This window comes from Lutibacter sp. HS1-25 (assembly GCF_004121075.1).
Classification (GTDB): domain Bacteria; phylum Bacteroidota; class Bacteroidia; order Flavobacteriales; family Flavobacteriaceae; genus Lutibacter.
In genome coordinates, this window is record NZ_RHLN01000149.1 from 1 (window position 1) to 25,455 (window position 25,455).

At 32.3% G+C, this 25,455-nt stretch carries 23 protein-coding genes; 15 read left to right on the forward strand and 8 right to left on the reverse strand.

The annotated features are described in order from the left end of the window. A partial coding sequence (locus EC396_RS14635; RefSeq protein ID WP_164975324.1) for a metal-dependent transcriptional regulator occupies positions 1-213 on the reverse strand: 213 nt, incomplete at its 3' end. A gap of 124 nt (positions 214-337) precedes the next feature. On the opposite strand from EC396_RS14635, the gene EC396_RS14640 reads away from it, so the two are divergent. Further along, positions 338-1,264 carry a ketopantoate reductase family protein gene (locus tag EC396_RS14640; RefSeq protein WP_129367425.1) on the forward strand — a complete coding sequence of 309 codons (927 nt, stop codon included), beginning with the start codon at positions 338-340 and terminating at the stop codon, positions 1,262-1,264. A 130-nt stretch (positions 1,265-1,394) separates the two neighbouring features. Here the strand turns inward: EC396_RS14640 and EC396_RS14645 are convergent, their stop codons facing one another. Beyond that, complete coding sequence (locus tag EC396_RS14645) at positions 1,395-2,324, reverse strand: DMT family transporter (RefSeq protein WP_129367428.1); 930 nt, start codon at positions 2,322-2,324, stop codon at positions 1,395-1,397. Positions 2,325-2,456: 132 nt separating this feature from the next. Between EC396_RS14645 and EC396_RS14650 the strand changes: the two genes are divergently transcribed. The 7 genes from EC396_RS14650 to EC396_RS14680 all read left to right on the forward strand — a co-directional run bounded on the left by EC396_RS14650 (position 2,457) and on the right by EC396_RS14680 (position 10,486). Beyond that, positions 2,457-5,384: a leucine--tRNA ligase gene (locus tag EC396_RS14650; RefSeq protein WP_129367431.1), complete on the forward strand. Its 2,928-nt coding sequence runs from the start codon at positions 2,457-2,459 to the stop codon at positions 5,382-5,384. A gap of 99 nt (positions 5,385-5,483) precedes the next feature. Beyond that, positions 5,484-6,560: an alanine dehydrogenase gene (gene ald / locus EC396_RS14655; RefSeq protein ID WP_129367433.1), complete on the forward strand. Its 1,077-nt coding sequence runs from the start codon at positions 5,484-5,486 to the stop codon at positions 6,558-6,560. Positions 6,561-6,650: 90 nt separating this feature from the next. After that, positions 6,651-6,908 (forward strand): SemiSWEET family sugar transporter, encoded by a 258-nt coding sequence (locus EC396_RS14660; RefSeq protein WP_370276513.1) that lies wholly within the window; start codon positions 6,651-6,653, stop codon positions 6,906-6,908. Between the two features lie 104 nt (positions 6,909-7,012). After that, on the forward strand, positions 7,013-8,422 hold the full coding sequence (locus EC396_RS14665; RefSeq protein ID WP_240665731.1) for a PAS domain-containing sensor histidine kinase: 1,410 nt from the start codon (positions 7,013-7,015) through the stop codon (positions 8,420-8,422). A 4-nt stretch (positions 8,423-8,426) separates the two neighbouring features. Further along, positions 8,427-9,203 carry an enoyl-CoA hydratase/isomerase family protein gene (locus EC396_RS14670; RefSeq protein WP_129367436.1) on the forward strand — a complete coding sequence of 259 codons (777 nt, stop codon included), beginning with the start codon at positions 8,427-8,429 and terminating at the stop codon, positions 9,201-9,203. Between the two features lie 29 nt (positions 9,204-9,232). Beyond that, positions 9,233-9,814, forward strand: a complete 582-nt coding sequence (locus tag EC396_RS14675; RefSeq protein WP_129367438.1) for a Crp/Fnr family transcriptional regulator — start codon at positions 9,233-9,235, stop codon at positions 9,812-9,814. Positions 9,815-9,913: 99 nt separating this feature from the next. Beyond that, positions 9,914-10,486, forward strand: coding sequence for a YceI family protein (locus EC396_RS14680; protein ID WP_129367440.1), 573 nt, complete (start codon positions 9,914-9,916; stop codon positions 10,484-10,486). An 84-nt stretch (positions 10,487-10,570) separates the two neighbouring features. Here the strand turns inward: EC396_RS14680 and EC396_RS14685 are convergent, their stop codons facing one another. The 5 genes from EC396_RS14685 to EC396_RS14705 all read right to left on the reverse strand — a co-directional run bounded on the left by EC396_RS14685 (position 10,571) and on the right by EC396_RS14705 (position 16,354). Next, on the reverse strand, positions 10,571-11,422 hold the full coding sequence (locus tag EC396_RS14685) for a C40 family peptidase (protein WP_129367442.1): 852 nt from the start codon (positions 11,420-11,422) through the stop codon (positions 10,571-10,573). Between the two features lie 415 nt (positions 11,423-11,837). Next, complete coding sequence (locus tag EC396_RS14690) at positions 11,838-12,116, reverse strand: F0F1 ATP synthase subunit epsilon (protein ID WP_129367444.1); 279 nt, start codon at positions 12,114-12,116, stop codon at positions 11,838-11,840. Between the two features lie 42 nt (positions 12,117-12,158). Beyond that, positions 12,159-13,667: a F0F1 ATP synthase subunit beta gene (gene atpD / locus EC396_RS14695; RefSeq protein ID WP_129367446.1), complete on the reverse strand. Its 1,509-nt coding sequence runs from the start codon at positions 13,665-13,667 to the stop codon at positions 12,159-12,161. Between the two features lie 175 nt (positions 13,668-13,842). Beyond that, positions 13,843-15,894, reverse strand: coding sequence for a prolyl oligopeptidase family protein (locus tag EC396_RS14700; protein WP_240665733.1), 2,052 nt, complete (start codon positions 15,892-15,894; stop codon positions 13,843-13,845). Positions 15,895-15,982: 88 nt separating this feature from the next. After that, positions 15,983-16,354, reverse strand: a complete 372-nt coding sequence (locus tag EC396_RS14705) for a DoxX family membrane protein (protein ID WP_129367448.1) — start codon at positions 16,352-16,354, stop codon at positions 15,983-15,985. A gap of 170 nt (positions 16,355-16,524) precedes the next feature. On the opposite strand from EC396_RS14705, the gene trxA reads away from it, so the two are divergent. After that, complete coding sequence (trxA, locus tag EC396_RS14710) at positions 16,525-16,884, forward strand: thioredoxin (protein ID WP_129367450.1); 360 nt, start codon at positions 16,525-16,527, stop codon at positions 16,882-16,884. Positions 16,885-17,067: 183 nt separating this feature from the next. Here the strand turns inward: trxA and EC396_RS14715 are convergent, their stop codons facing one another. Next, positions 17,068-18,057: an aspartate-semialdehyde dehydrogenase gene (locus EC396_RS14715; RefSeq protein ID WP_129367452.1), complete on the reverse strand. Its 990-nt coding sequence runs from the start codon at positions 18,055-18,057 to the stop codon at positions 17,068-17,070. A gap of 216 nt (positions 18,058-18,273) precedes the next feature. Between EC396_RS14715 and EC396_RS14720 the strand changes: the two genes are divergently transcribed. From EC396_RS14720 to EC396_RS14745, 6 genes are all read left to right on the forward strand, one after another. Further along, entirely contained in the window at positions 18,274-19,308 is a 1,035-nt protein-coding gene (locus EC396_RS14720) for a rhodanese-related sulfurtransferase (protein ID WP_129367454.1), read from the forward strand. Beyond that, complete coding sequence (locus EC396_RS14725) at positions 19,308-20,552, forward strand: peptidase U32 family protein (protein WP_129367588.1); 1,245 nt, start codon at positions 19,308-19,310, stop codon at positions 20,550-20,552. The genes EC396_RS14720 and EC396_RS14725 overlap by 1 nt, the downstream gene beginning before the upstream one ends. Before the next feature lie 290 nt (positions 20,553-20,842). Further along, positions 20,843-21,073: a ferredoxin gene (locus tag EC396_RS14730; RefSeq protein ID WP_129367456.1), complete on the forward strand. Its 231-nt coding sequence runs from the start codon at positions 20,843-20,845 to the stop codon at positions 21,071-21,073. A 113-nt stretch (positions 21,074-21,186) separates the two neighbouring features. Then, entirely contained in the window at positions 21,187-22,698 is a 1,512-nt protein-coding gene (locus EC396_RS14735; RefSeq protein WP_129367458.1) for a regulatory iron-sulfur-containing complex subunit RicT, read from the forward strand. Further along, a complete protein-coding gene (locus tag EC396_RS14740; RefSeq protein WP_129367460.1) occupies positions 22,691-23,173 on the forward strand; it encodes a gliding motility lipoprotein GldH in 483 nt (160 codons plus the stop codon). Before EC396_RS14735 ends, EC396_RS14740 begins: the two co-directional genes overlap by 8 nt. Further along, a complete protein-coding gene (locus EC396_RS14745) occupies positions 23,173-25,455 on the forward strand; it encodes a penicillin-binding protein 1A (protein WP_129367462.1) in 2,283 nt (760 codons plus the stop codon). The genes EC396_RS14740 and EC396_RS14745 overlap by 1 nt, the downstream gene beginning before the upstream one ends.

A 25,455-nucleotide genomic window follows, 5' to 3' on the forward strand; every position in this document is an offset into this window, starting at 1 on the left:
TGCTATTTCTTTTCCTTCGGAAGTCAATTTTACGCCTTTATATTTTTCATAATTAACCAGATTTTTATCGGCTAATTTTTTAATCATATCAGTTACCGACGAAGCTTTTGTACTTAAATTTTTAGCTATAAGTGTTGTGCTTACGGTTTTAGCATTAGAAAGTTCTATGCTAAAAATTGCTTTTAAATAATTTTCTTCGGATTGTGAGAGCATTTCAAAAATAAATTTAGCCAAATATAATCAAAAATTTAGACAAGACTAAAAATTTATTTCGAAAGTTATTTATATGTATTTTAATTTTAAAAAATTGTATTTTTGAGTTCAAAGTTTTTTAAGTATGAAAATAGTAATATACGGTGCAGGTGGTGTTGGAGGGTATTTTGGTGCGCGCTTGGCACAAGCAGGTAATGATGTAACTTTTATTGCGCGTGGAAAACATTTAGAAGCCATTCAAAAAAATGGTTTGCAATTAAAAAGTATAAAAGGTAATTATTTGGTAAAGCCAGCAAAAGCAACTTCAAATATTTTAGATGTAAAAAATGTTGATTTGATTTTAATTTGTACCAAAACCTGGCAATTGGCTGAGGTTGCTGAAATTATCAAACCTGTTTTAAATAAAAATACGATGGTAATTTCATTGTTAAATGGTTGTGAAAATCATGTTATTTTGTCATCAATAATCGATAAAAAACACGTGCTAGGTGGCTTGTGTAAAGTGGTTAGTTTTGTTGAAGATTATGGTGTAATTAAACACGTTTCGTATGAGCCAACCATTGTTTTTGGAGAATTGGATAATGCAAAAACGAGTCGTGCTATTGCAATTGAAAAACTGCTAACCAATGCAGGTATTACAAATAAATTGGCAACTGATATTGAGCAAGAAATTTGGACTAAATATTTATACATAACTACGGTAAGTGCTTTGGGAGCTTTAACAAGAGCTACACATGGTGAAATGTTTGATTCGCCTGAAATTAAAGCAATGCTTTTAAAAACTGCTGAAGAAATTTTAGCAATTTCAAAAGCAAAAGGGGTTGATTTACCGAGTGATATTATTGAAAAACAATTTGCGATTATTGAGTCGCTGCCTTACAATACAACAGCTTCCTTGCAGCGAGACATTATGGATGGAAAACCATCAGAATTAGAAGCTCAAACAGGAACAATTGTTAGGTTTGGAAAGCAATTAAACATTCCAACACCTATAAATAGTTTTATTTATGATTGTTTGCTTCCGCAGGAAAAAAGAGCAAGGAAGATTTAATGAATAATTAATGATGAAAAATGAATAATGTAAAAGCTTGAAGTCGGGCGACTAAAGTTGCGCGTTTACTGGTGGCTGAGCGTAGCTGAAGCGACAATTAAGAAATGAGTTTTTATTGCAATTAGTAATTTTAAATTTTTCGACTTTTCAATTTTTGACTTGAAGTTTTTTTACTTACCAAAAACACACCTATAACTACCAATAAACAGCTAATTATTTTGGTTAAATTAATGTCTTGTGCATAAGTTGTATTGCCCAAAACAAAAGCGTAAATACTCACCATAATAAAACTAACCACTGGTTGTAGGTAAATATAACTTCCGTTTACTGATGGGGCAACTTTGGTTAATGCGTAAATATTGAATAGGTAGGTTAAAAATGTGGTTCCTAAAACAACAAACGAAATAATTAAAACAGTATTTAAGGTAAAAGCACCAAAATCTGTCGTTACAAAATCGTATAAACCAACAGGAATCATAAAAATAAAACCAATTAAAAACACCCAGCTTATAACGGTAATTGGTTGGTATTTACTCATTAAAGGTTTAACGTATACTAAGTAAAACGCATAAAAAATGGCGTTCGAAAAAATCAATCCATTTCCTAATAAAGTACTTGTACCTTCGTTTTTATTTCCATATAAAATAAGCAATAAAGCACCTGTTCCTCCAATTAAAATACCAATTATTTTGGTTCTGGTTATCTTTTCCTTCAGCAAAAAATAGCTAAAAATCAATACCAAAACAGGGGTTGAAGTGTAAATAATAGAAGCGTCTATTGGTGATGTTAAACTCAATCCGTGAAAATACAACAATTGATTAATGGCAATTCCTAAAACTCCGCAAACAATCAGTCTAAAATAATCTTCTTTGTCAATTTTTTCTTTGATAAAACTTTTTATCATCCAAAATAAAATACTCGCGCCTAAAATCCGAAGAAAAATAAAAGCTGTAGCGCCAATTTTTTCGGGCATCACACCTTTTGCTATCAAATGGTTCATGCCATAAATAACATTGGCTCCAAAAAGTGCAAGATGTGCTTTGTATGTTTTTGTATTCAAAAAAATAGTTTAAAAATCTGGGCGAAATTACAAAATTACCTAACAAAAACCCCTTTGAATTTATTCAAAATAAACACTTTATTCTTTTCTTTAGAAACCGTAACTTTGCACTTTTAAATTTTGAATAGCAGGATGGAATATAATTTTAGAGAGATAGAAGCAAAGTGGCAACAATATTGGGCAAAAAACCAAACATTTAAAGCTGAAAACCCTGCCCTGAGCGGAGTTGAAGGGGTATCTGATAAACCAAAATTTTACGTGTTAGATATGTTTCCGTATCCGTCGGGAGCTGGTTTGCATGTTGGTCATCCACTTGGATATATTGCATCAGATATTTATGCGCGTTACAAGCGTCATAAAGGTTTTAATGTAATGCATCCGCAAGGCTACGATTCTTTTGGGTTGCCAGCCGAGCAATATGCTATTCAAACAGGGCAACACCCTGCTATTACTACGGAAGCTAATATTGCTACATACAGAAAACAATTGGATGAAATTGGTTTTTCATTCGATTGGTCTCGTGAGGTGCGTACTTCGGATCCAACTTATTATAAATGGACTCAGTGGATTTTTATTCAATTATTCAACTCGTGGTACAATAAAACAAGTGATAAAGCTGAAGATATTTCAACTTTAATTTCAATTTTTGAAGCCGAAGGAAATGCAAATGTCAAAGCTGCTTGTGATGATGAAATTGAAATTTTTACTGCTGAAACTTGGAAGAATTATTCAGAAGAAGAAAAACAAACCATATTGTTAAAATACCGATTGACTTTTTTATCTGAAACCGAAGTAAACTGGTGTCCGGCATTGGGAACTGTTTTGGCAAATGATGAAATTGTAAACGGTGTTTCAGAGCGTGGCGGACATACTGTAGTGCGTAAAAAAATGAAACAATGGAGTATGCGAATTACAGCATACGCACAACGTTTGCTTGATGGATTGGCAAAAATCGATTGGCCACAACCATTAAAAGATTCGCAAACCTATTGGATTGGAAGATCGGAAGGTGCAATGGTAGATTTTAAAGTTGATGGATTTGAAAATGATAAAATATCAGTTTTCACAACGCGTCCTGATACCATTTTTGGTGTGAGTTTTATGACTTTAGCTCCTGAGCACGAATTGGTTTCAAAAATTACAACTCCAGACCAAAAAGAAGCTGTTGAAGCCTATGTAAAAGCAACAGCAAAACGCAGTGAATTGGAGCGTATGGCCGATGTTAAAACCATTTCGGGTGTGTTTACAGGTGCTTATGCTTTGCATCCTTTTACAGGTGAAAAAGTGCAAATTTGGATTGGAGATTATGTGTTGGCAGGTTATGGAACGGGCGCTGTAATGGCGGTTCCTTGTGGTGATGAGCGCGATTATGCTTTTGCAAAACACTTCGGAATTGAAATTATCAATATTTTTGAAGGTGTAGATATTTCAGAAGAAGCCTTTACCGATAAAGAAAATTCGGTGATTGCAAACTCTGATTTTTTAAACGGATTGCCTTATAAAAAAGCAATGAAAACCATTATTTACGAAATTGAAAAACGTGGTTTTGGTTATGGAAAAATAAATTACCGTTTGCGCGACGCTGTTTTTAGTCGTCAGCGTTATTGGGGAGAACCTTTTCCTGTTTATTATAAAAATGGTTTGCCGCAAATGATTGACAAACAATATTTGCCAATTGTTTTGCCTGAAGTTGAAAAATATTTGCCAACTGAAGATGGTAAACCGCCATTAGGAAATGCAACTACCTGGGCTTGGGACACCAATACAAATACCATTGTTAGCAACGATTTAATTGACAATGTTACTGTTTGTCCGTTAGAATTAAACACAATGCCGGGTTGGGCAGGAAGTTCGTCTTATTTTAACCGTTATATGGATCCGCAAAATTCAGAAGAATTTGTGAGTAAAGAAGCGGTTGAATATTGGCAAGATGTAGATTTGTATATTGGTGGTAGTGAGCACGCAACGGGCCATTTGTTGTATTCTCGTTTTTGGCAAAAATTCTTATTCGATAAAGGTATTGTGCCAACCGATGAGTATGCTAAAAAATTGATCAATCAAGGAATGATTACAGGAACTTCTGCTTTTGTTTATAGGGTTGAAGGTGAAAATAAATTTGTTTCAAAAGGATTGATTAAAGATTATAAAGTACAGCCAATTCACGCAGATGTTTCTTTTGTAAACGGTTCAGATGAACTAGATGTTGAAGCATTTAAAAACTGGAGAGAAGAATATAACGATGCTATTTTTATTGGTGAAAACGGAAAAGTCCTATCCCCAACCCTTTCCAAAGGAAAGGGAGCTAATGGAGAAAATAAAGTCCTTCTCTTGGAGGAGGATTTAGGAGGGGATAAATACATTGTAGGTCGTGAGGTTGAAAAAATGTCGAAATCTAAATACAATGTTGTAAATCCAGATCAAATTTGTGAAGAATATGGTGCCGACAGTTTGCGTTTGTTCGAAATGTTTTTAGGGCCTTTAGAGCAATCAAAACCTTGGAAAACTTCAGGAATTTCGGGTGTTTATAGTTTCTTGAAAAAATTATGGAGATTGTATATTGTAAATGACGAATTTGCTGTTTCAAACGAAGAGCCTTCAGCAGAAGAATTGAAAACTTTACACAAAACAATCAAAAAAGTTGAAGAAGATATTGCTAATTTTTCATTCAACACATCGGTTTCAACATTTATGATTGCGGTAAATGAATTGACTGCCTTAAAATGTAATAAACGTGCAATTTTAGAACCTTTAGCTATTATTATTGAACCTTATGCGCCACATATTGCTGAAGAATTATGGCATAAATTAGGTCATTCAACATCTGTTTCTAATGTTGATTTTCCAATTTTTGAACCAAAATATTTGGTAGAAAGCAGCAAAGAATATCCAGTTTCATTTAATGGTAAAATGCGTTTTAAAATTGAATTACCTCTAGATTTGTCTGTTAAGCAAATTGAAGATATAATTATGGCTCACGAAAAAACGCAAGAACAATTACAAGGTCGAACACCTAAAAAAGTAATTATTGTTCCAGGAAAAATTATCAATATCGTAGGGTAGAAATGTTAAATTATTCTTAAAGAAATGTTATATTTTGGCTTAAAATGTTAAAAATATCTTTTATTTCATTTATTTTGTGTGAAATTTAAAAAATTTAACATGATTGTAGGTCTTCCAAAAGAAATAAAAAACAACGAAAGCCGTGTTGCCTTAACACCTGCTGGGGTTTTTGAATTAACAAAAAAAAATCACATTGTTTTAGTGCAAAAAGGCGCTGGATTTGAAAGTGGTTTTAGTGATGATGAATATATTCAGGCAGGAGCAAATATTGTTCCTACTATTGAAGATGTTTATGGTAAAAGTGAAATGATTGTAAAGGTAAAAGAGCCAATAGAATCAGAATATCTTTTAGCCAGAGAGGGGCAAATAATTTTCACCTATTTTCATTTTGCATCAAACAAAAAATTAATTGAGGCAATGGTTTCTAGCAAAGCAATTTGTATTGCTTATGAAACGGTTGAAGATAAAAAAGGTAGCTTACCTTTGTTAACTCCAATGTCTGAAGTTGCAGGTCGAATGGCTGTTCAGCAAGGTGCTAAATACCTAGAAAAACCAATTAAAGGAAAGGGTATTTTATTGGGTGGTGTTCCTGGTGTAAGACCGGGTAAAGTATTGATTTTAGGTGGTGGAGTAGTTGGAATTCAGGCAGCAAAAATGGCGGCTGGTTTAGGCGCTCTTGTAACTGTTTTAGATATCAATATGGATAGATTGCGTTATATTATGGATGTTATGCCAAATAATGTAATTACTGAATTTTCAAACGAATATACCATTAGAAAGCATATTAAAGATGCCGATTTAATTGTAGGTGGTGTTTTAATTCCAGGTGCCAAAGCGCCTAAATTAATTACCAGAGACATGTTAAAAGAAATGCAGCCAGGTACAGTAATAGTTGATGTTGCTGTAGATCAAGGTGGTTGTTTTGAAACTACAAAAGCTACAACACATGAAGATCCTATTTATATTATTGATGATGTGGTACATTATTGTGTAGCAAATATGCCTGGTGCAGTTCCTTATACTTCAACAGTAGCGCTTACCAATGTAACCTTGCCTTATGTTATGCAAATTGCCAATAAAGGTTGGAAAACTGCCACTAACGAAAATGAAGGCTTGAAAAAAGGTTTGAATATTATTGAAGGAGAAATTGTTTACAGTGAAATTGCTGAGGTTTAAATAAATTTTAATAATCAATATATACTTGTTAAATCCTTGCAGAAATGCGAGGATTTTTTTGTTTAAATTTGCGGCTTAAATAACCAAAAAATGATTGATACTTTTGAAATAATTGGACTTATTGCTGCTGTTTTAACTACATCGTCTTTTGTGCCACAAGTATACAAAACTTGGAAAACAAAATCGGTCGGAAATATTTCATTAACTATGTATATTGCTATGTTTTTAGGTATTTTGTTGTGGTTGGTTTACGGTATTCATATTCATAGCATCTCTATGATTTTGGCCAATAGCATTACTGCTGTATTAACATTGATAATGCTTATTTTTAAACTTCGCTATAAATAATAGCTTTGGTATATTTATTGTGCTAGTTGGCTGAAAATTATTAAGTATATTTACTTCAAATGAAAATTAAGCAACTGTCACTTCGTATCAGAATTTTCTTGGCCATGATATTTCTTATATTATTGGCTTCGGTTTTAATTGCTGCGGTTACAATTTATCAATACAACGAACAAACTACTGAATACAATGAAGGTAGACTCGATAGGAAGGAAGAATCTGTAAAGGCAGCTATAAATTATTGGTTTAAAACAGGCAATTCTTTTGCGCTTGTACCTGAAAATTTACCCTATATTTTTAAGGATAAAATTTATGAAATTTCAGATATTGAAAATTTAGAAATTAATATTCATTATTTAGACGGAAAGTTAGCCATTAGTTCTTACACAGGTTTTGAAAAAAGAAAAAAACCTTCGATTTTATCAGATTCTATCTTAAAAGGAATTACAAAAACTTACCAACATAAATTGGTGCATACACAAGAAATTGAAGGAGATATTTTTCAGTCTTCCTATTCTTATATTCTTGATAATAAATTTAAACCTATCGGAATTTTAAATTTGGAATACTTGCAGGATAATAGTCAGCAAGATAAAGATTTAGAAGAGTTTTTAATGAGAATGGGTTTTGTATATGCCCTAATGTTTATTTTGGCTATTGGTTTTGCCTACTTTATATCGAGCTATATTACTCGAAATATAAAAGCTGTTACCGATAAAATGAAGCAAACCAGGTTGAACAAGCGCAACGAAAAAATTATTTTAAAAGATGCAAGTTCTGAAATATCTACGCTGGTAGATGCATACAATGCCATGGTTAATCAATTGGAAGAAAGTGCTGTTAAATTAGCAAAAGGAGAACGTGAACAGGCTTGGCGAGAAATGGCTAAACAAGTGGCGCATGAAATTAAAAATCCTTTAACTCCAATGCGATTAACTGTGCAAAGTTTTCAACGAAAATTTGATCCTAACGATCCCAAAATTTACGAAAAATTAGATGAATATAGTAAAACACTCATTCAACAAATAGATGTTATGAGTGAAATTGCTTCAGCTTTTTCGAACTTTGCAAAAATGCCTTTACAAAATAGAGAAGCGTTAAATGTTGTTGAAGTGGTTAAACTTGCTTTAGATATTTTTACTGAAGATTTTATCGAATACAATCCGAAAAATGATTATATTTTAGCTCAACTAGATAAAACCCAATTGATTAGGGTGGTTACTAATTTGGTTAAAAATGCAATTCAGGCATTGGATCAAACTGAAAATCCAAAAATTGAAGTCGCTGTTTTTGAAAAAGATGATAAAGTATTTATTGAAGTTTCAGACAATGGTACTGGAATTTCTGAAGATGATAAAATTAAAATATTTGAACCTAAATTCACCACAAAGTCAAGCGGAATGGGCTTAGGATTGCCAATGGTTAAAAACATAGTTGAAGCTTATGGAGGTGCTATTCAATTTTCAACCCAATTAAAAAAAGGAACAGTTTTTACAATAATATTACCTAAAAAATAATGATATGAATTTAGAAAATGTATTGGTCGATTTGAAAGAAAACATTGGTATTGTAACCGTTAACAGACCTAATAAGTTAAATGCCTTAAATAAAAAAACCATTGACGAATTGCATTTAGCTTTTAAAAAGTTAAATGAAGATAGCAACGTAAAAGTAATTATAGTTACTGGTAGTGGCGAAAAAGCCTTTGTAGCTGGTGCCGATATTGCCGAATTTTCAAATTTCGATATTGAAGAAGGAACGGAATTATCAAGAAAAGGACATGAAATATTGTTTAGTTATGTTCAAAATCTAGAAACACCTGTTATTGCAGCTGTAAATGGTTTTGCGCTTGGTGGCGGTTTAGAATTGGCTATGGCAGCACATTTTAGAGTTGCCAGTAGCAATGCAAAAATGGGTTTGCCAGAAGTTAGTTTGGGTGTAATTCCTGGTTATGGAGGTACCCAACGTTTGCCGCAGTTGGTTGGCAAAGGCAAAGCAATGGAGATGATTATGTCTGCAAGTATGATTTCTGCCGAAGAAGCCAAAGAATGGGGTTTGGTAAATTATGTTGTTGAACAGGCTGAGTTATTGCCTTTGTGTGAAAAATTAGCCAAAAAAATTAGTCAGAATTCTTCAGTAGCAATTTCAGCAGCAATAAAAGCAGTAAATGCAAATTATACCAATTGTGTAAACGGTTATAGTGTAGAAATTGAAAATTTCGGATTGAGTTTTGGAACCGATGATTTTAAAGAAGGAACCACAGCCTTTTTAGAAAAACGCAAACCAAATTTCGACTAAGATTTCAATATATTTTTAACAAGTTATTTATGAACGCTCAACCTTTATTAAACTATATTCGAAAATATGTAAGCTTGACCGAGGAAGAAGAAATTTTCTTGCTTTCTAAAATTACTTATCGAAAATATTTAAAAGGGCAATATATTGTACAGCAAGGTGATGTTTGTAAATTGGAATGTTTTATCATTTCAGGATGCACCAAAACTTTTTATATGGACGATAAAGGGCAGGAGCATATTGTGATGTTTGCTATTGAAGATTGGTGGACATCTGATATGGGGAGTTTTATAACCCAAACACCTGCAGATTTTAATGTTCAATGCTTGGAAAATACCGAACTTATACAATTTACATACGATGTAAAAGAAGAATTGTATCTTAAAATTCCAAAAATAGAACGCTTTTATAGAAAAATAGTTGAACGCGCATTGGCTGCATCACAAAAAAGAATCACCAATAGTTTTAGCCTTACTGCAAAAGAGCAATATGTTAATTTTAGGGATCTTTATCCTAAATTAGACCAGCGAATTCCGCAATATATGGTGGCTTCTTATCTTGGTATTACAAAAGAGTTTTTAAGTAAAATTAAAAGTCAATTGGCTTTAGAATAACAATGTTAATCTAGATTAACATTATTTAATAATCTACCTTATTTTCTGTTTAACAATTGTTGCAGACATTTGTATTATTAACATTTAAAACAAAATACGATGAAAATTAAAAATTTAGCAATACTTGCAGTTGTGGCCTTTTTCACATTGTCATTTACCAAAATTGTAGAAGAAAATAAACCAATAAAAACCGAAAATAGTACAGTAGTTTGGAAAGGTTATAAAGTTACAGGTTCTCATGAAGGAACTGTTAAAATTGAAAATGGTTTTCTTGTTTTTAAAGAAGATAAATTAACGGGTGGTGAAGTAACTATTAATATGAAAAGTATTATTACTACAGATCTTGAAGGTGAGTATAAAGGCAAATTAGAAGGACATTTAAAGTCGGATGATTTTTTTTCAGTTGAAAAATTTCCAACAGCTACTTTGGTTTTTAATCAAGTAAAATCAACTGGTAAAAATTCTTATGAAGTTACTGGCGATTTAACAATTAAAGGAAAAACAAATCCAATTACTTTTGTACTGTCTGTTTATGGCAATAAAGCATCTGCATCTTTAAAAGTTGATAGAGCAATTTATGATGTTAAATATGGTTCAACCAGCTTTTTTGATAACTTGGCAGACAAAGCGATCTATGATGATTTTGATTTGGTTGTAGATTTACAATTTTAAAATAAAAAAGCTTGTATAAATTATTGGCCAAAGTAGTTGTTTTTTAAAACAGTTACTTTGGCTTTTTTTATAAAATATTGAGTTTTATAAAACTCGATTTACCTGAACAATTCTTTTAGAATAATAAGCTTCTTTTGTTGATGAAATTACAACACCTAATTGAGTAGAAGAGTGAATGAATTTTATTTCATCTTTTAAAATTTCAATAATCATTCCAACATGGCTAATTGTTTTTTTACCATTTGTTGCAAAAAATATCAAGTCGCCTTTTTTAGCTTCAGAGCGATCAATTTTTGTACCTACTTTTGCTTGTTCATATGATGATCTTGGTAAATAAACATCTATAGTTTTAAACATACTTAGAATAAATCCCGAACAGTCAAAACCTTTACTGCTTGTGCCACCTCTTTTATATCTTGTGCCTAATTTTTTTGATGCACTTTCAATTAATAAATTGGTTTTTGATGGTTCAATACTAAATGTTGCGCTATCTAATAATGGCTCATTAATTACTACAAAACTAGTATCAATTTTAGCAATTGGTTCGTCTTCTTTTAAAATTAAATGATAACCAATTGGAAGTTTATTTACAACATCGGGGTTTAAGCGTTTTAATTCTTCAATGTTTAAACCGTATTTTTTTGAAATTTTATAAAGTGATTCGCCTGAAGCAACTGTATGTTCCTTAGCGTTTTTATCAACAAAATTTGTAGATTTATTTTGAGTGTTTGGAATCAATAAAACAGTATTTATTTGTAATACTTTTCCTTTAATTTTTGGATTTGATGCGTAAATATCGGCTTGTTTGATATCATATTTTTTTGCAATAGAATAAATACTTTCTCCTTTTGAAACTTTATGCTTAACCGTAGACTGTGAAAATACCAAAGGGCTAATCAGAAAAAAAAGTATTGAGAAAAACTTATATGAGCTCATTTTTTGTTTGTTGAAAATTGATATTTAACTACGCTTTTTTAATTTTTTCCGAAAGATATTAAATCTATCAATATCTTATTTATTTTAAGAAAAATTTGTGATTTACTTTTTTAAATAAAAAATAGCAGTCTAAACAATTAGTGTAATTACAATACTTCAATTTATGATTAAGACAAGGTATGTCGTGTTGTTTTTTTGAATAGAAACGTAAATTTGGTAAATACTAAATATAAAGTATAAGAATTTCATAATTAAGTTTGGTTTGATTAAATAACTGCTCATCGCTCCTACGGTTGGGCAGTTTTTTTGTCTAAAAACAACATTTTATACATCAAAACCAAGAAGACTTATTTAAATATATGTATAAAAAAAGCCCCGTTAAAACGAGGCTTCTTATAATTTATGTTGTGGATAATTAATCAGCTAAAACAATTACTTTGTTTGCTTTCATTTCAATAGTTCCACTTTTTATAGGTAATAAATATTCACCTTTGTTATTTGTAAATTTACTGGCAAATTGCTCTTCAATTTTCACATCACTTCCTTTAAATCTTACATTTCCTTCAACAAGTAAAGAAACAATAGGTGCGTGATTATTCAACATTTGAAATTCACCATTAACTCCCGGAACAGCAACTAAGTCTACTTCCGAGTGTAATAATGTTGCTTCTGGTGTTACTATTTCTAAAATCATAATTTTTCAATTGATAATTAATAATTGACAATTGCCAATTGATTACGCTTCAGCTAACATTTTTTCACCAGCATCAATAGCATCTTGAATTGATCCTCTTAAGTTAAATGCAGCTTCAGGATATTTATCTAATTCACCATCTAAAATCATATTAAATCCTTTGATAGTGTCTTTAATATCAACCAAAACTCCAGGTATACCTGTAAATTGCTCAGCTACGTGGAAAGGTTGAGATAAGAAACGTTGTGCTCTACGAGCTCTGTGAACTGCTAATTTATCTTCTTCAGATAATTCTTCCATACCTAAAATAGCAATAATATCTTGTAATTCTTTATAGCGTTGTAACAACTCTTTTACACGTTGTGCACAATCGTAATGTTCTTTACCTAAAATATCAGCAGTTAAAATTCTTGAAGTAGAATCTAATGGATCTACCGCAGGGTAAATACCTAGCTCAGCAATTTTACGAGACAATACAGTTGTTGCATCTAAATGCGCAAACGTAGTAGCAGGCGCAGGATCTGTTAAATCATCCGCAGGTACATATACCGCTTGTACTGATGTAATTGAACCATTTTTAGTTGAAGTAATACGCTCTTGCATAGCACCCATTTCAGTTGCTAATGTTGGTTGGTAACCTACTGCAGAAGGCATACGACCTAATAATGCAGATACCTCAGAACCAGCTTGTGTAAAACGGAAAATGTTGTCTACGAAAAACAATACATCTTTTCCTTGTCCTTCACCAGCACCATCTCTAAAGTATTCAGCAATTGTTAAACCAGATAAGGCAACACGTGCACGTGCTCCAGGAGGTTCGTTCATTTGTCCAAATACGAAAGTAGCTTTAGATTCTTTCATTCCTTCTTTATCAACTTTAGATAAATCCCAACCACCATCTTCCATAGAGTGCATAAAATCTTCACCGTATTTAATAATACCAGATTCTAACATCTCTCTTAAAAGGTCATTTCCTTCACGAGTTCTTTCACCTACACCAGCAAATACTGATAAACCACCGTGACCTTTTGCTATATTGTTAATTAACTCTTGAATTAATACAGTTTTACCAACACCGGCACCACCAAATAATCCAATTTTACCACCTTTTGCATATGGCTCAATCAAGTCAATTACTTTAATTCCTGTAAATAATACTTCTGTTGAAGTAGATAAGTCTTCAAATTTAGGAGCCTGACGGTGAATAGGTAATCCGTTTTCACCAGCTTTAGGCAAGTTTCCTAAACCATCAATTGCATCTCCAATTACGTTAAATAAACGTCCGTAAATATCTGCACCAATTGGCATTTGAATTGCTTTCCCTGTAGCAACTACTTCTGTACCTCTGCTTAAACCGTCTGTTGAATCCATTGAAATGGTTCTAACTGTGTCTTCTCCAATATGAGATTGTACTTCTAATACTAATAATGAACCATCTTTTTTTGTGATTTCTAATGAGTCATATATTCTTGGAAGTTCTGCTCCAGATTGAAATTCAACGTCAATAACTGGTCCAATAATTTGTGCAACTTTACCTGTAACTTTTGCCATTAATTTAACTATTTATTTGTTAGTAGTTTAACCTTAAGAGGTAAGCCCTCTTTTTAAGATTGCAAAGATAGTTTTTTGATTTTATTTTGAAAAAAAATATGGATTTTTTTTCAAAAAAGAACCTTGCTATCTAATTGAAGCGTTTCTATTTATGTATATTTTTGATTTTTTTTATCTAATTGTGTTTTTTTGGTAATTTTTTAAATCCCATATTGTAAAATGTAAAGCCAAAAATATCGGCATATTGTTCAATTGTTTTTGAAATTGGAGTTCCAGCTCCGTGACCTGCATTTGTTTCTATTCTAATCAATGTCGGATTTTTACCTTCTTGTTTTGATTGTAATTCTGCGGCAAATTTAAACGAATGTGCAGGTACAACTCTATCGTCGTGATCGCCTGTTGTAATTAATGTTGCCGGATATGAAACACCTTTTTTAAGACAATGAACAGGAGAGTAACCCATTAAATATTCAAACATTTCTTTCGAATCTTCTGCCGTTCCATAGTCATAAGCCCAACCTGCACCTGCGGTAAAAGTATGGTAACGCAGCATATCTAGTACGCCAACGGCAGGTAAAACGACTTTCATTAAATCGGGTCTTTGTGTCATTGTTGCACCCACCAATAAACCACCGTTTGAGCCACCACTTATCGCTAAAAATTTGGGTGAAGTATATTTATTTTCAATCAAAAATTCTGCAGCAGCAATAAAATCATCAAAAACATTTTGCTTTTGAAATTTGGTTCCTGCTATATGCCACTTTTTGCCATATTCTCCACCGCCTCTTAAATTTGGAACCGCATAAATACCACCTTGTTCCATCCAAACTGCATTTGTAATGCTAAAACTTGGTGTTAAACTAATGTTGAAACCTCCATAGCCATATAAAATCGTTGGATTTTTACCATTCAATTCAATTCCTTTTTTATAAGAAATTAACATCGGAATTTTTGTGCCATCTTTTGAAGTGTAAAAAACCTGCTTAGATTCATAAGCTGAAGCATCAAAATCTATGGCTGGTTTTTTGTACAATTCTGAAACTCCAGTTTCAAGATTTAAAGCGTAAATTGAACCTGGTGTGGTGTAATTTGTAAATGTGTAGTAGGTTATTTTAGCATCTTTTTTTTCGCCAAAACCACCTGCAGAACCAATGCCAGGTAATTGAATTTCTCGGATTAATTTCCCTGAATAATCATATTGTTTTACTGCTGAAACTGCATCAACCATATAATTCGCAAAAATAGAGCCACCTGCTTTTGAAGGTGATAGTACATTTTCGGTTTCGGGAATAACATCAATCCAGTTTTCTGCAGTTGGCGCTAAAGCATTTACTTTTACAATGCGTTTGTTGGGCGCGTTAAAATTTGTTACCAATAGCAATGTTTCTCCTAAATTATCTAACACATAAGTGTCGTTTTCAAAATGATTAACAATGGTAATAATTTTACTGTTAGGATTTGTTAAGTCTTTGAAATACAATTCGTTTCCCGATGTTGATTCTGCTGCTGTAATAATTAAATATTTGTTATCTTCAGTAACATACCCGCCTATGTAACGCCTTTTTATATGTTCGCCAAAAATTAAAATATCTTCTTTTTGAGTAGTTCCTAATTGGTGATAAAACAAACGATGCTGATCTGTTTTTGCAGATAGTTCGCTTCCTTTGGGTTTTTTGTAGCTCGAATAAAAAACACCTTTATTTTCATTCCAAGATAAGCCACTAAATTTTACATCAATTAAAGTGTCTTCTAAAATTGTTTTTGTAATTGCATCCATAAAAATAACTTTTCGCCAATCTGAACCGCCTTCTGAAATAGAATAAGCAACAGTATTGCCATCTTCAGAAAATGACAGACCACCTAATGATGTTGTTCCATCTTCAGAAAAAGTATTTGGATCTAAAAAAATTTCAGGAGTTTCTTCACCTTTAAAACGATATAAAACATGTTGATTTTGTAAACCATTGTTTTTAAAAAAATAAGTATAGTCTCCTTCTTTAAAAGGCGCGCCAATTTTCTCGTAATTCCACAATTTTTCCAATCGTTGTCTCAAATCTTCGCGATATGGTATTTTAGCTAAATAATCAAAAGTTACTTTGTTTTGTTCAACAACCCAAGCTTGTGTGTCTAAAGCCATATCATCTTCTAACCAACGATATGGGTCGTTTACATTTGTGCCAAAATAATTTGTAATTGTATCTATTTTTTTTGTGATAGGATAGGTCAATTTTTAGTGTTTTATTGTGATTAGCCAAATATAATTAAAAAAGGTGCAGTCAACCGACTGCACCTTGATAAAAAAGAATTTTTAAGAATTAAAAAAGGGTTTTGAATTTGTGCCAATTTCCATAAATTAATAAAATGTTTAAAATAGCAACTACAGCAGCCAAACCAATACCTGCAGGGGCTAAAATTAGGTGAAAGGCAACAATATTAACCGAGATAATAGCTGTAAAAATCAATGCAAGTCCAACCCATTTATTCAACAATAAAAGTGCGCCAGCAACAACCTCAGTAAATCCAATTAACGGAAACATATAACCTGTTTTAAAAAGCACGCCCATAAAATCTGCTGAAGGACCTTCCATTGGAGGAGCAGGTATAAAATTTAAAAATTTGTTTGCACCAAATACCAAAAGTATTAAGCTAAGTAGTAGGCGAAGCGCCAGTGTTAATTTTGAATTCATTATAGTTGATTTAAATTAGTATCTGTTTTGTTTAATAAGTCGTTAAGTTGCTTGTGAAATTACAAGGTGTAACTAAAGTTACTTGTAAATTGTTGATTTTTACGTCAATTTGTCGTTCAATAAAAATGGTATAACTATTGATTTAGTTGTGCAACATTAAAATTTAAAAAATGACAGAATTATTAACAAAGGAAACTTTTTTAGAAAAAGTTTTCAATTTTGAAAAAAACAAGGAGTGGAAATTTGAAGGTGAACTACCTTGTATTATCGATTTTTATGCAGATTGGTGTGGACCTTGTAAAATGATTGCGCCTATTTTAGAAGAATTGAGTGAAGAATATGAAGGAAAAGTAAATATTTATAAAATTGATACAGAAGTAGAGCAAGAATTGGCTGCTGCTTTTGGTATTAGAAGTATTCCGTCTATGTTGTTTGTGCCTAAAAATGCCGAGCCGCAAATGGCGCAAGGTGCTTTACCAAAGCACGAGTTAGAGAAAATAATGAATGATGTTTTAGAGGTATCAAAATAAATCCCAAGAAACCCCAAAAAAAAGAGGTCGTCTAAATTATTTTAGACGACCTTAATATTTTAGTCTGTATCCGTTTTCTGCCTAACCTAAATGTCACACTGAGCTTGTCGAAGTGTTATTTCAGGGTCTTATCTATTTTGTGAATAGATAATTTTATGTGATTCTTAAACAGAATAACAAACTTTATACCAAACCATTTGCAATTAAATACTCACCAATTTGAATGGTATTAGTTGCAGCACCTTTACGTAAGTTATCTGCAACAATCCACATATTTAATGTGTTTGGTTGTGATTCGTCTCTACGAATACGACCCACAAAAACTTCATCTTTATTGTGAGCAAACATTGGCATTGGGTAGGTATTTGTGTCTAAATTATCTTGCACAATAACACCTGGAGTTTCAGCCAACATTTTACGAACATCAGCTAAATCAAAATCATTTTCAAACTGAACGTTTACGGCTTCTGAATGTCCACCTGCAGTAGGAATACGAACAGCCGTTGCTGTTACAGAAAAAGAATCATCGTTTAAAATTTTCTTTGGTTCTTTAACCAATTTCATTTCTTCTTTTGTGTATCCATTGTCTAAAAATACGTCACATTGCGGAATTGCATTTCTATTAATTGGATAGTGGTATGCCATTTCACCTTTAATTCCTTTTGATTCGTTTTCTAATTGTTCAACAGCTTTTACACCAGTACCCGAAACAGATTGGTAAGTAGAAATTACTACACGTTTCATTTTATATTTTTTATGCAAAGGAGCCAATGCCATAACCAATTGAATAGTTGAACAGTTTGGGTTTGCAATAATTTTATCTTCTTTTGTTAAAATAGCACCGTTAATTTCTGGAACGATTAATTTTTTTGAAGGATCCATTCTCCAAGCCGAAGAATTGTCTACAACTGTAGTTCCAACTTCAGCAAATTTTGGAGCCCAAATTTCAGAAGTAGTTCCACCTGCAGAAAATAAAGCAATATCAGGACGCGCGTTTACTGCATCTTGCAATCCAATAATTGTATATTTCTCTCCCTTATATTCCATTTGTTTACCAACAGAACGTTCTGATGCTACTAACAATAATTCAGTAATTGGGAAATTGCGTTCTGCTAAAACTTGTAACATTACGTTTCCTACCATTCCGGTTGCGCCTACAACAGCTACTTTCATCTTTCTATTTTTTTAATTTTAATAAGAATGCAAATTTTATAAAAAAAGGTGACATTCAACCATATACCGTGAAAAATTAACAAATAAATATTTTTTTGTTAAAAAATGATTATTGCGTTTAATAGCCATTTAGTAATTAGAAAATATGTAGTTTTGCAAAAAATATAAGGATAAATTATTTTATCTAACATAATTGTTTAACTAAAAAAGTATAGCATGCAACTGTACAATAAGTTAAGCGCCAGTGAACGTGCTCAATTAATAGATGAGGCGGGAGAAGATCGTTTAACAATTTCATTCTATCAATATTACAAGATAGAACATCCACAAAAATTAAGAGACCATTTATTTATTGAATGGAACAAGTTAGATGTATTGGGTAGAACCTATGTTTCTAATGAAGGTATCAATGCGCAAATTTCTGTTCCTGCAGCAAAGTTAATCGCCTTAAAAGCGCAATTAGATAGTATTTCATTTTTAAAAGATTGCAGACTAAATGTAGCCGTTGAGCACAATAATAAGTCGTTTTTAAAATTAACCATTAAAGTTAGAGACAAAATTGTTGCCGATGGTTTAAATGACAAAACTTTTGATGTTACCAACAAAGGAGTTCATTTAAATGCTGAAGAATTTAATAAAATGCTGGCAAATCCCAATACTGTTTGTGTAGATATGCGCAACCATTACGAAAGTGAAATTGGGCATTTTGAAAAAGCCATCACGCCAGATGTTGATACTTTTAGAGATTCATTAGACATTATTGAAGCCGATTTAAACAATCATAAAGAAGATAAAAATCTGCTAATGTATTGTACTGGTGGCATTCGTTGCGAAAAAGCCAGCGCTTATTTTAAACACAAAGGTTTTAAAAATGTTTTTCAGTTAGAAGGTGGAATAATAGAATATACAAGGCAAGTAAAAGCACTTCAGTTAGAAAATAAATTTATTGGTAAAAACTTTGTGTTTGACCATAGATTGTCTGAAAGAATTACTGAAGATGTTATTGCCAATTGCCACCAATGCGGCGCACCTTGTGATACGCATGTAAATTGTGCAAATGAAGCCTGTCATTTACTGTTTATTCAGTGTGAAAAATGTGCAGAAAAAATGGAGAATTGCTGTTCAATAAAATGTCAGGAAATAACTCATTTGCCTTATGAAGCACAAAAAGAATTAAGAAAAGGAATTCCGAACAGCAATAAAATTTTTAAAAAAGGGCGTTCAGAAGTATTAAAATATAAAAAACAATGATGCAGAAAATTGAATTAATGGCACCTGCCGGAAACTTTGAATCGTTACAAGCCGCTTTAGACAATGGCGCCGATTCTGTTTATTTTGGAGTTGAGCAATTGAACATGCGAGCAAGAGCTACGGTTAACTTTACATTAGACGATTTGCAAGAAATTTCGAGCAGATGTAAAGCTAAAAATGTTAGAACTTATTTGACCTTAAATACCATTGTTTACGATCACGATTTAAGCATTGTAAAAACCTTGCTTCAAAAAGCAAAAGAAGCCGATATTACCGCAGTAATTGCTATGGATCAAGCGGTGATTTCTTCAGCAAGAGCAATTGGGATGGAGGTTCATATTTCAACACAAATAAATATTACAAATATTGAAACAGCAAGGTTTTATGCCATGTTTGCTGATACAATGGTGTTAAGTAGAGAGTTGAGTTTGCGTCAGGTTAAAAAAATTACCGAACAAATTGCAAAAGAAAATATTTGTGGTCCTTCGGGCAAATTGGTTGAAATTGAAATTTTTGGACACGGAGCTTTATGTATGGCGGTTTCTGGAAAATGTTATATGAGTTTGCATTCATCAAATTCATCGGCAAACAGAGGTGCTTGCAAACAAAATTGCAGAAAAAAATATACGGTAATAGATCAGGAAACAGGTTTTGAAATGGAACTGGATAACGAATATATTATGTCTCCAAAAGATTTATGCACCATAGATTTTTTAGATCAAATTGTTGATGCAGGTATTACTGTGTTAAAAATTGAAGGTCGTGGTCGTGCTCCAGAATATGTTGCAAAAGTGATAAAATGTTACCGCGATGCAATTGATAGTATTGAAGCCGGAACTTATAACAAAGAAAAAGTAATTTCTTGGATGTTAGAGTTAGAGAAAGTTTACAATCGTGGATTTTGGAGCGGTTATTATTTAGGTCAAAAATTAGGTGAATGGAGCAATGGATCTGGAAGTCATGCTACGCAAAAAAAGGTATATATTGGTAAAGGAATGCATTATTATCCTAAAGCAAATATTGGCGAATTTAAAATTGAAGCCTACGATTTAAATGTTGGAGATACCATTTTAATTACGGGGCCAACAACGGGTGCTCAAGAAATGCAAATAGATGAAATATTTGTAAACGACAAAAAAGGTAGTGTGGCTCAAAAGGGAGATTCTTGTACATTTAAATTGGATTTTAGAATTCGTCCTTCTGATAAATTGTATAAAATTGTTGAAAATAAGGTGGAAGCTTAAATAGTGTAAAAGTCGGAAGGTCTTTAGTCTAAAGTTTGAAGTTAAAAGTTTCAGTCTTCGTTTTAGTCAAAGTCAAAAGGCAGAAGTTTAAAGTTAAAAGTCTCAGTCTTCGTCTTAGTCAAAGTCAAAAGACCGAAGTTTGAAGTTAAAAAGTTTCAGTCTTAGTCAAAGTCAAAAAGCAGAAGTTTGAAGCTAAAAAGTTCAGTCTTCGTTTTAGTCAAAGTCAAAAGATTCTTAACAAAATACAAACAACTAACAACTAACAACCAAAAACCAGATACTAGAAAAAAATGGTAATAATAACTTTGCAAAGGGCTAAATGTATTGGCTGTAATTATTGTGTAGAATTGGCGCCTGCTCAGTTTCAAATGTCAAAAAAGGATGGAAAATCGGTATTGCTTCATTCAAAAGAAAAGAAAGGATTTTTTACACTTAAATCGCCAGATGAGACCATTTTTGATGCAAGTATCAATGCAAAACAAGCTTGTCCAGTAAAAATTATTGATGTAAAACAAATATGAAAACCAATTTTAAACGTTTTACTGTTCGTAATTTTAATTATATCTTTACAAATTAGTGAAGGTTGTAAAATTGAATTTTTCAATTTTAATAAACATAAAAAAATTAAACATATATGAGCTGTAATAGTTGCTCTTCAGATATAGATGGGGTACCAAAAGGGTGCCAAAGTAACGGAGATTGTGGTACCGGAAGTTGTGAAAAACTAACGGTATTTGATTGGTTGGCAAACATGACGCTACCAACTGGGCAAGAACCTGAAAATATTGTTGAAGTCCGTTTTAAAAACGGAAGAAAACACTTTTTTACAAACCCAGATAATTTAAAAATTTCTATTGGCGATATTGTTGCTGTAGAAGGAAATCCTGGTCATGATATTGGTACTGTTTCTCTTACAGGTGAACTAATTAAAGTTCAAATGAAAAAGAAAGGAATTGCAGTAGATAGCGAAGAGGTTAAAAAAATATACCGAAAAGCAACACAAAAGGACATAGATATTTGGAAAGCTGCGCGTGAAAAGGAATACGAAACGCAGCATAAAGGAAGAGAAATTTTAATGCGTTTAGGCTTAAAAATGAAACTTTCAGATGTTGAATATCAGGGTGATGGAAATAAAGCAACTTTTTATTATACGGCAGATGATAGGGTAGATTTTAGACAGCTAATTAGAGATTTGGCAAGTGCTTTTAACATTCGTGTTGAAATGAAACAGGTTGGACTTAGGCAAGAAGCAGCTCGTTTAGGTGGTGTAGGTTCTTGTGGAAGAGAATTGTGTTGTTCAACATGGCTAACAGATTTACGTAAAGTAAATACAACCGCTGCACGTTACCAACAACTATCATTAAATCCGCAAAAATTAGCCGGACAATGTGGTAAGCTAAAATGTTGTTTAAATTATGAGTTAGATACTTATTTAGATGCTTTACGTGGTTTTCCAAAGCAAGATATTGAGCTTAAAACTGAAAAAGGTGATGCTACATTTGTAAAAATGGACATTTTCCAAAATATGCTTTGGTATACTTATAAAGAAAACAGAAATAAGTGGTATAAACTTGGTTTGGATCAGGTTAAGGAAATAATTGCTTTGAATAAAAAGCAAGAAAAGGTAGCTTCATTAGAAGATTATGAAGTAGATATTATTGAAGAACCAAAAGCTGATTTTGAAAATGTTGTTGGTCAAGATAGTTTAACACGTTTTGATGCTCCTAAAAGAAATAAGAAAAATAAATCAAAATCTAAACAACAACCACGTTCTAAAGGAGATAGAAAACAGGTAAATGCAGTTGATCAAAATTCACCTGCAAAACCAAATCAACCAAAACCAAATCAGCCAAAACCAGGTTCAAAAAGACCTCAACAAAAAAGGCCTGCAAAGCCAAATCAAAATAAAAATCAGCAGCAAAATCAGCCGCAGCAACAACAAGGTGAAAATCAAAATAAGCCACAAAAGCAACAACAAAGGCCTAAAAAAAATAATGGAGGTAATCCAAATAGACCACCCAAATCTGAGGTAAATCAAAATAATTCGGCAGACAATAATCCGGTTAAAAAACCAGCAAATACAAGAAATAGAAATAAAAAAAGAAGACCACCTAAAAAAGACAATAATACAACACAAGATGCATAAATATTTTCAATTTTTTATGGTTGTTTTATTGGTTGTATCGTGTAATTCATCTGCAATTTACGATCAATATCAACCTGTTGTAAATAATCAATGGTCATTTGAGAATCCTATTGAATTTATTGTAAGTAGTTCAGATACGATTACTTCTAAAAATGTGTTTATAAATATTAGAAATAATAAAGATTATGAATTTAGTTCTTTGTTTTTAATCGCAAAAATTCAATTTCCTAAAGGAATGAAAGTAGTTGATACGTTAGAATATGAAATGACCGATGCTAAAGGACAATGGTTAGGAACTGGTTTTACAGATGTTAAAGAAAGTAAGCTTTTTTATAAAGAAAATGTTGTTTTTAATGAAGTTGGAGATTACAAATTTAGCATTCAGCAAGCAACAAGAAGTATCAATGATATTGAAGGAAAAAATCCTTTAAACGGCATAACTAACGTAGGTTTAAGTATAGAAAATAGTAAATAATGGCACAAAAAACAACAAAAAATTCACCCGATTTTTCAAAATATATAAAATGGTTTTGGCTTACTATTTTTGGCGGAACTTTAATTGTTATTCTTGTATTTTTATTGGCTTCATGGGGTGTGTTTGGAGCATTACCTAGTTTTGAAGAATTAGAAAATCCTGAACATAATTTAGCTACTGAAGTGATTTCTATGGATGGGAAAACTTTAGGAAAATACGCTTACGAAAACCGAACACCTGTAAAATACAAAGATCTTCCTCAAAATCTTATTGAGGCATTAGTTGCTACTGAAGATGAAAGATTTTATGAGCACTCAGGCATCGATATCAAAGCTTCTGTTCGTGCTGTTGTAATGATGGGTAAAGACGGTGGTGGAAGTACCATTACACAGCAATTGGCAAAATTGTTATTTCATGGCGAAGGTTCTAAAAATATCATTCAACGTATTGGTCAAAAAATTAAAGAATATGTAATTGCTATTCAGTTAGAGCGTCAATATACCAAGCAAGAAATATTAACAATGTACTTAAATAAGTACGACTTTTTAAATTTAGCCGTTGGTATTCGTTCAGCATCACGTATTTATTTTGGAAAAGAGCCTATAGATTTAACGGTTCCAGAATCGGCTATGTTGATTGGAATGTTAAAAAATGCTTCTTATTACAATCCGCTAAGACGTGAAGAATTGGTGAAAAATCGTAGAAATGTGGTTTTGTATCAAATGAATAGAAATGAGTTTATTACAGACAAGCAAAAAGATTCACTGCAACAAACCGATTTAAATTTAAACATCAATAGAGAAGGTCATAGCGATGGTTATGCAACTTATTTTAGAGAGTATTTGCGTGATTTTATGAAAACGTGGATTAAAGAAAATCCAAAACCTGATGGTACAGAGTACAATTTACATCGCGATGGATTAAAAATTTATGTTACCATAGATTCTCGTATGCAAAAATATGCTGAAGAAGCTGTAAAAGAACATATGTCTAACTTGCAACGTGTGTTTTTTAAAGAACAGGCAAAAAATAAAACTGCTCCTTTTTATGACATAGACCAACAGCAAATAGATGTTACTATAGATCAATCTATGAAGCGTTCAAATCGTTGGATAAGAATGAAATCTAACGGAGCTTCAGAAGATGAAATTAGAGCTTCATTTAACGAAAAAACAAATATGAGAATTTTCTCTTGGAAAGGAGAAATAGACACCATTATGTCGCCAAAAGATTCTATTTTATATTACAAACATATTTTAAGAGCAGGTTTGTTATCTATTGAGCCTCAAACAGGTTATGTAAAAGCTTGGGTTGGCGGAATTGATTACAAGCATTTTCAATTTGATGCAGTAAAACAACAAAAACGTCAGGTTGGTTCTACATTTAAACCTTTTGTTTATGCTTCTGCAATTAACCAATTAAAATTATCTCCGTGTCTTAAATTGCCAAACATACCTTACACTATTAGAAAGGAAAAATATGATATGCCCGAAGATTGGACTCCAAAAAACTCAGATAGTAAATATGGTGGAGAACTTACTTTAAAACAAGCTTTAGCTGGTTCAGTAAACGTAATAACAGCCAATTTAATAGACAAAGTACACCCAAAAACAGTGGTTGATTTGGCCAGAAGTGCAGGTATAAAAAGTGATATTCCGGAAGTGCCTGCAATTGCTTTAGGTACCGTAGATTTATCGTTGTATGAAATGTTAGGAGCCTACGCAACTTTTGCCAACAAAGGTTTACAAATTGAACCTATGATGATTTTAAAAATTGAAGATAAAAACGGAACAGTTTTAGAACAATTTATCCCAACTTCAAAAGAGGTTTTAAGTGAAGAGTCTGCATATGTGGTGATCAATCTGTTAGAAGGTGTTACCCAATCGGGTTCTGGTATTAGATTAAGAGGTAAATGGGGAAGTTATCCAGACAATGTAGTTACGGGTTATCCTTACGAATTCACAAATCCTATTGCAGGTAAAACAGGTACAACTCAAAATCAATCGGATGGTTGGTTTATGGGAATGGTTCCTAATTTAGCATCTGGAGTTTGGGTTGGTGGCGAAGATAGAGCAACGCACTTTAAACGAATAACACAAGGGCAAGGAGCTACAATGGCTTTGCCTATTTGGGCACTGTATTATAAAAAAATGTATGCAGATCCAACTTTGACAATTAGCACAGGCGAATTTGAAAGACCTGAAGATTTAAGTATTGATGTAGATTGTGGAAAAACAGGTAGCGAATCTGTTGAACAAATTGAAGTAGATCCAGAATTTTAG

Excerpts from the sequence above, each read along its gene's own strand:
- EC396_RS14740 (WP_129367460.1), top strand. The coding sequence starts at position 22,691 with ATGCATAAATATTTTCAATTTTTTATGGTTGTTTTATTGGTTGTATCG.
- EC396_RS14730 (WP_129367456.1), top strand. The coding sequence starts at position 20,843 with ATGGTAATAATAACTTTGCAAAGGGCTAAATGTATTGGCTGTAATTAT.
- EC396_RS14725 (WP_129367588.1), top strand. The coding sequence starts at position 19,308 with ATGCAGAAAATTGAATTAATGGCACCTGCCGGAAACTTTGAATCGTTA.
- EC396_RS14735 (WP_129367458.1), top strand. The coding sequence starts at position 21,187 with ATGAGCTGTAATAGTTGCTCTTCAGATATAGATGGGGTACCAAAAGGG.
- atpD (WP_129367446.1), bottom strand. The coding sequence starts at position 13,667 with ATGGCAAAAGTTACAGGTAAAGTTGCACAAATTATTGGACCAGTTATT.
- EC396_RS14720 (WP_129367454.1), top strand. The coding sequence starts at position 18,274 with ATGCAACTGTACAATAAGTTAAGCGCCAGTGAACGTGCTCAATTAATA.
- EC396_RS14685 (WP_129367442.1), bottom strand. The coding sequence starts at position 11,422 with ATGAGCTCATATAAGTTTTTCTCAATACTTTTTTTTCTGATTAGCCCT.
- EC396_RS14745 (WP_129367462.1), top strand. The coding sequence starts at position 23,173 with ATGGCACAAAAAACAACAAAAAATTCACCCGATTTTTCAAAATATATA.
- EC396_RS14660 (WP_370276513.1), top strand. The coding sequence starts at position 6,651 with ATGATTGATACTTTTGAAATAATTGGACTTATTGCTGCTGTTTTAACT.
- EC396_RS14670 (WP_129367436.1), top strand. The coding sequence starts at position 8,427 with ATGAATTTAGAAAATGTATTGGTCGATTTGAAAGAAAACATTGGTATT.
- ald (WP_129367433.1), top strand. The coding sequence starts at position 5,484 with ATGATTGTAGGTCTTCCAAAAGAAATAAAAAACAACGAAAGCCGTGTT.
- EC396_RS14650 (WP_129367431.1), top strand. The coding sequence starts at position 2,457 with ATGGAATATAATTTTAGAGAGATAGAAGCAAAGTGGCAACAATATTGG.
- EC396_RS14640 (WP_129367425.1), top strand. The coding sequence starts at position 338 with ATGAAAATAGTAATATACGGTGCAGGTGGTGTTGGAGGGTATTTTGGT.
- EC396_RS14715 (WP_129367452.1), bottom strand. The coding sequence starts at position 18,057 with ATGAAAGTAGCTGTTGTAGGCGCAACCGGAATGGTAGGAAACGTAATG.
- EC396_RS14680 (WP_129367440.1), top strand. The coding sequence starts at position 9,914 with ATGAAAATTAAAAATTTAGCAATACTTGCAGTTGTGGCCTTTTTCACA.
- EC396_RS14665 (WP_240665731.1), top strand. The coding sequence starts at position 7,013 with ATGATATTTCTTATATTATTGGCTTCGGTTTTAATTGCTGCGGTTACA.
- EC396_RS14675 (WP_129367438.1), top strand. The coding sequence starts at position 9,233 with ATGAACGCTCAACCTTTATTAAACTATATTCGAAAATATGTAAGCTTG.
- EC396_RS14705 (WP_129367448.1), bottom strand. The coding sequence starts at position 16,354 with ATGAATTCAAAATTAACACTGGCGCTTCGCCTACTACTTAGCTTAATA.
- trxA (WP_129367450.1), top strand. The coding sequence starts at position 16,525 with ATGACAGAATTATTAACAAAGGAAACTTTTTTAGAAAAAGTTTTCAAT.
- EC396_RS14690 (WP_129367444.1), bottom strand. The coding sequence starts at position 12,116 with ATGATTTTAGAAATAGTAACACCAGAAGCAACATTATTACACTCGGAA.